At 71.5% G+C, this 4971-nt stretch carries 5 protein-coding genes; 4 read left to right on the forward strand and 1 reads right to left on the reverse strand.

The genetic code is table 11. The features are described 5' to 3' along the window. Together AC1D12_RS24580 and AC1D12_RS24585 are read left to right on the forward strand one after the other, a co-directional pair. Positions 1–1208, forward strand: a 1208-nt coding sequence (locus AC1D12_RS24580) for a rhodanese-like domain-containing protein (protein ID WP_477843451.1), incomplete at its 5' end; no start/stop codon positions are given. Continuing rightward, the gene (locus tag AC1D12_RS24585; RefSeq protein ID WP_477826501.1) at positions 1205–2059 is read left to right on the forward strand and encodes a class I SAM-dependent methyltransferase; all 855 of its coding nucleotides are present in this window, start codon (positions 1205–1207) and stop codon (positions 2057–2059) included. The genes AC1D12_RS24580 and AC1D12_RS24585, both read left to right, overlap by 4 nt. Positions 2060–2072: 13 nt before the next feature. On the opposite strand, the gene AC1D12_RS24590 is transcribed toward AC1D12_RS24585, so the two are convergent. Continuing rightward, positions 2073–2945, reverse strand: a complete 873-nt coding sequence (locus tag AC1D12_RS24590) for a PhzF family phenazine biosynthesis protein (RefSeq protein ID WP_477843453.1) — start codon at positions 2943–2945, stop codon at positions 2073–2075. A 135-nt stretch (positions 2946–3080) separates the two neighbouring features. On the opposite strand from AC1D12_RS24590, the gene AC1D12_RS24595 reads away from it, so the two are divergent. Further along, positions 3081–3971 (forward strand): LysR substrate-binding domain-containing protein, encoded by an 891-nt coding sequence (locus AC1D12_RS24595; protein WP_477825833.1) that lies wholly within the window; start codon positions 3081–3083, stop codon positions 3969–3971. 136 nt (positions 3972–4107) lie between these two features. Then, positions 4108–4971 (forward strand): TonB-dependent receptor plug domain-containing protein (locus AC1D12_RS24600; protein WP_477843455.1); only part of this gene is annotated, 864 nt, incomplete at its 3' end.

The following is a 4971-nucleotide window of genomic DNA, read 5'->3' on the forward strand; positions in this document are numbered from 1 at the left end:
GCACGCCGCACCTGTCGGCGCAGGAGCTGCAGCTCCGGCTGGCCGGCGACGACCCGCCGCTGCTGCTGGACGGCCGCACCTTCGACGAGCACCGGCGCATGACGATCCCCGGCGCGGTCTCGGTGCCGAATGGCGAGCTGGTGCGCGAGGTCGGCGCGCTGCTCGGCGGCGACACGCGGCGCACGGTCGTCGTGCACTGCGCCGGCCGCACGCGCAGCATCATCGGCGCGCAGATCCTGCGCCAGCTCGGGTTGCCGAATCCGGTGCTGGCGCTGGAGAACGGCACGCAGGGCTGGGCGCTCGCGGGCTTGTCGCTGGAGCGCGGCAGCACGCGCCGGCCCGCGCCTCACAGTGCCCAGGCGGCGCTGTCGCACTGGCCGGTGCGGCGCCTGCCGGGGCGCAGTGTGACGGCGGCGCAGGCCAGCCGCTGGCTCGCCGAGGCGGCGCGCACCACCTACCTGTTCGACGTGCGCTCGGCCGAGGAATTCGCGCAGGGCAGCCTGCCGGGGGCACGCCATGCACCGGGCGGGCAGTTGCTGCAGGCGACCGATCTGTACGTCGGCACGCGGCATGCGCGCATCCTGCTCGTCGATGACGATGGCCTGCGCGCGCCGGTGGTCGCGCACTGGCTGTGGTTGCAGGGGCATGACGCGGTAGCCGTGGACGGGGGCATTCGGGCGGCGTTGCAGGTGCCGTCGACTGCATCGGCGGATGTGCCGGAGGTACCGCGGCTGGATGCCGAGGCGCTGCGCGAGCGGCTGCAACGCGGTGCGCTGCTGTTGGACCTGCGCGGCAGCCTCGCGCACCGGGCAGGACATCCGCAAGGCGCGCAGTGGACGATCCGCCCGCAGGTGGTGGAAGCGGCCCGAAAGGCCGGGGCAGGGCGTGCGCTGGTGCTGCTGAGCGACGAGCCGCGCATTGCCGACCTGGCTGCACYGGACCTGCGCGAGGCAGGCTTCACCGACCTCGCCCAGGCCAGCCTCGCCACCAGCGCCGAAGCCGGCCTGCCGACGGTGACGAGCCCCGACGAACCGTCCGATGCACAGGCCATCGACCACCTGTTCTTCGTGCACGACCGCCACGACGGCAACCTCGATGCGGCACGCCGCTACCTCGCGTGGGAACTGGGCCTCATCGCACAATGCGACGCCGACGAACTGGCGACCTTTCGCCTCGATCCGGCGGCCCTCGAACGGGAGATCCGATGAACGACCTGATGACACGGCGCGGCGTGTTGAGCCTGCCGCTGCTTGCGTTGCCGCTGGCAGCTTGCACCTCGACGCCGGCCGTGGCCGACGCGGATGCCGATGGCGCGCGGCTCCGCGCGGCGCTGGCCGGTGCGCAACGCAGCACCGCGAACCGTGCGCGCGATGCGGCACGGCACCCGTACGAGACGCTGCGCTTCTTCGGCCTCAAGCCCGGCCAGACGGTGGTCGAGATCGCGCCGGGTGGCGGCTGGTACACCGAGGTGCTGGCGCCGTACCTGCGGGAAGACGGGCGCCTGTATGCGGCGCACGAGCCGGCTGATGCCCAGGACGAGTACGCGCGGCGATCGCGGCAGCGCTTCGTCGAGAAGCTCGCGAAGGAACCGGCGGTGTACGACCGCGTGGTCGTCGGCGAGCTGCCGGCAGCAGGCAACCGGCTCGGCGGCATCGCACCGTCGGGTGGTGCCGACATGGTGCTGACCTTCCGCAACATCCACAACTGGATCGAGGCGGGGCGGCTCGATGCGGTGCTGCAGTCGTTCCACGCGGTGCTGAAGCCGGGCGGCGTGCTCGGCGTGGAAGAGCACCGCGCGCCGCCGGGCACCACGCTCGAACGCACGATCGCGACCGGCTACGTTCCCGAGGCGCTGGTCATCGAGCGCGCTGCTGCGGCCGGCTTCGTGCTGCTCGACCGCAGCGAGGTCAACGCGAACCCGCTCGACACGCGTGACCATCCGAACGGCGTGTGGTCGCTGCCGCCGACCTTGCGCGGTGGGGCGGTCGACCGCGACCGCTTCGTCGCGATCGGCGAGTCGGATCGCATGACGCTGAAGTTCGCGAAGCGCCGCGGCTGAGGTTGGCGCCCTCTCAGACCGTCAGCACGCCCTTGAACACCACGATGCCGCTGCCCGAGAGCTCCGGTTCGGGGTTCAGGCGCACCTGCAGGAAGCTGGGGCGCCCCATGCGCGTGCCTTGCTCGATCAGCAGCGCCTGGTCCGGCAACAGCCCTTCGTGCCCGAGGTAGGCCGCCAGGGGCCCGGCCGCGGTACCGGTGGCAATGTCTTCCCACAGGCCGATGGTCGGGTTGAAGAACCGCGCATACGCGCGCTGCGGCGCGGCAACGTCGAACGCGTAGACGTAGCAGCCCTCGGCACCGGCGCCTCGCAGCACCGGCAGCAGGGCTTGCGCGGCCGGCTGTGCGCGATCGACCGCGGCTTCATCGGCCACGCGAACCATCAGGTGGGCGGCACCGGTGTCGGCCGCGCGCGGCGCAGGGTGCGGCAGCACGTCGGCGGGTTCGAGGCCGAGGGCCCGGCTCAACGATTCCACGTCGACGCCGGCCGGCAGCAGCGTCAACGGCGACTGCCGCATGCGGCCGTGCACCTGGCCGCCGCGCCGTTCCAGCGTGATGGGCAGCACGTCGCGGCCGAGTTCCTGGTGGAAGGTCTGCGGCGTGTCCAGCGGCCCGAGCTGCCCCTCGTGCGCCAGCCACAGCCAGGCGCCCAGCGCGTTGTGCCCGGCACCGGACACCTCGACACCGCTGGCCGTGAAGGAACGCAGCCGCCTATCGGCGCGATCGCTGCGCTGCAGGAAGGTGGTCTCGGCCTGGTTGAACTCGCCGGCGATGCGGCGCAGCAATGCATCGTCGAGACCGTCGGCCCCTTCCACGACCGCCAGCGGGTTGCCGGTGAGCGGCGCGTGGGCAAACACGTCGATGAGTCCCGCGGTCAGAACAGTCATGACATGGCTTTCGGTGTGCAGGAGAGGTGAAGCTGGCTCATCATCTGGCCCTTGGGTGGTAGGGCCTCCAGCGTAGCGTTGGCTGGGCCGCCGCTCAAGTTCACATTCTTCAGCTTCAGATGAAGCATCCTCATCATGACGCGCTATATCCTGCCACCCCTGTCCCCGTTGAGAGCCTTCGAGGCTGCCGCGCGCCGCGCCAGTTTCAAGGCAGCGGCCGCGGAGCTGTTCGTGACGCCGACGGCCATCAGCCACCAGATCCGCCAGCTCGAAACCTGGCTCGGCGTGCGCGTGCTTGACCGCACGCCACGCGCCGTCACGCTGACGCCCGAGGGCCTGCTGCTGTACCGCGCCACCGTGCTCGGCTTCGGCGAGATCGGCCGGGTCGCTGCGCAACTGCGTGACGGCCTCTCGGCGAAGGCGCTGACCCTGTCGACGACCACCGCGTTCCTGAGCCACTGGCTGGTGCCGCGCCTCGATGCGCTGCGCGGCCTGCTGCCCGACCTCGACCTGCGGTTGCACGCCTCGCAGGCGGTCGTCGACCTGGCACCGGGTGGCGTGGAGGTGGCGATCCGCTACGGCGCGGGCCTGTTCGCGGGTGTCGAGTCGACGTGGTTGAAGGACGACCTGTTCGCCCCGGTCTGCAGCCCGCTGCTGAAGATGCGCGGACCGGCCGACCTGCGCCGCGCCGCGTTGATCCACGTCGATGGCCGCACCGCGCAGCAACCGGCCCCCGGTTGGCGCGCGTGGTGTGAACGGGCCGGCATCGCCGGCGTCGACACCGACGCCGGCGTTCGTTTCAACGACAGCCAGCACGCGGTGCAGGCGGCGGTGGCGGGAGGCGGCATCGCCCTCGTCAGCCTGGTCCTGGTGGCCGACGCGCTGGCGTCGGGCCTGCTGGTCCAGCCCTTCGCCGTCACCTTGCCCGGCGCGGCGTACCACTTCGCCTGCGCGCCCGGCCTCGGTGAGCGCCCGGATGTCGTGGCGCTGCGGGGCTGGTTCCAGCAGGCGCTGTCGGCAGCGTAGCGAAGTCCATCACAACCGGTCGACACACTTCCTCACTGCGCCCTCGCTCTCCGCGTTTGCATGTGAGCTTCCCTTCGTTGTGTCCCCCGATGTCGGTGCGTAGCCTGCGGTCACGTTTTTTCGTGACCCATCCAACATGCCTTCATCCAGACGACCCCTGCTCGGCGCGCTGCTGCTCGCCGCCATCCCCTCCGTACACGCCGCCGAGCCCGAGGGCCAGAGCCTGCCCGGCGTGCAGATCACCGGCTCGCGCCTGGTGCGCGCCCAGGCCGAAGGGCCGACACCAGTCACGGTGATCAAGGGCACCGACATCGAACGGCTCGGCTACCGCAACGTGTTCGACGCGCTGTCGGCGCTGACGCAGAACACCGGCTTCACGCAGGGCGAGGACTTCGGCAACACCTTCACGCCGGCCGCCAACGCGATCAGCCTGCGCAGCCTCGGCCCGAACCACACGCTGACGCTGCTCAACGGCCGCCGCGTCGCCGACTACCCGACCGCCTACGACGGCGAGGTCAACTTCGTGAACCTCGCCAACATCCCGTCGGTGCTGATCGACCGCATCGAGATCCTCGACGGCGGCGCCTCGGCGGTCTATGGCTCCGATGCGATCGCCGGCGTCGTCAACGTGATCCTGAAGCGGCAGACCGACGGCATCCACCTGAACGTGAAGGCCGGCACCACGCAGCAGGGCGGCGGCGAGAACCTGCGCGTGCAGCTCAGCGGCGGCATCGCGAGCGACGCCGTGACCGGCATCTGGGGCCTGGAGCTCGGCAAGCGCCAGCCGATCTGGAGCCGCCAGCGCGACTTCATGGCCGACACCACGCGGGCCGGCGCCGCGCCGACCGCGATCGCGTCGCGCCGCAATGCCGACACCGGCGCCTACGTCGACCCCGGCACCGCCTGCGATGCGCTCGGCGGGCTGTTCGACGGCAGCACCCGGCACTACCAGGCCGGCAGCCGCAACTACTGCGCGAGCGGCCGCGCCCAGCCCACCTAC

This window comes from Rhizobacter sp. P1_G5 (assembly GCF_056405435.1).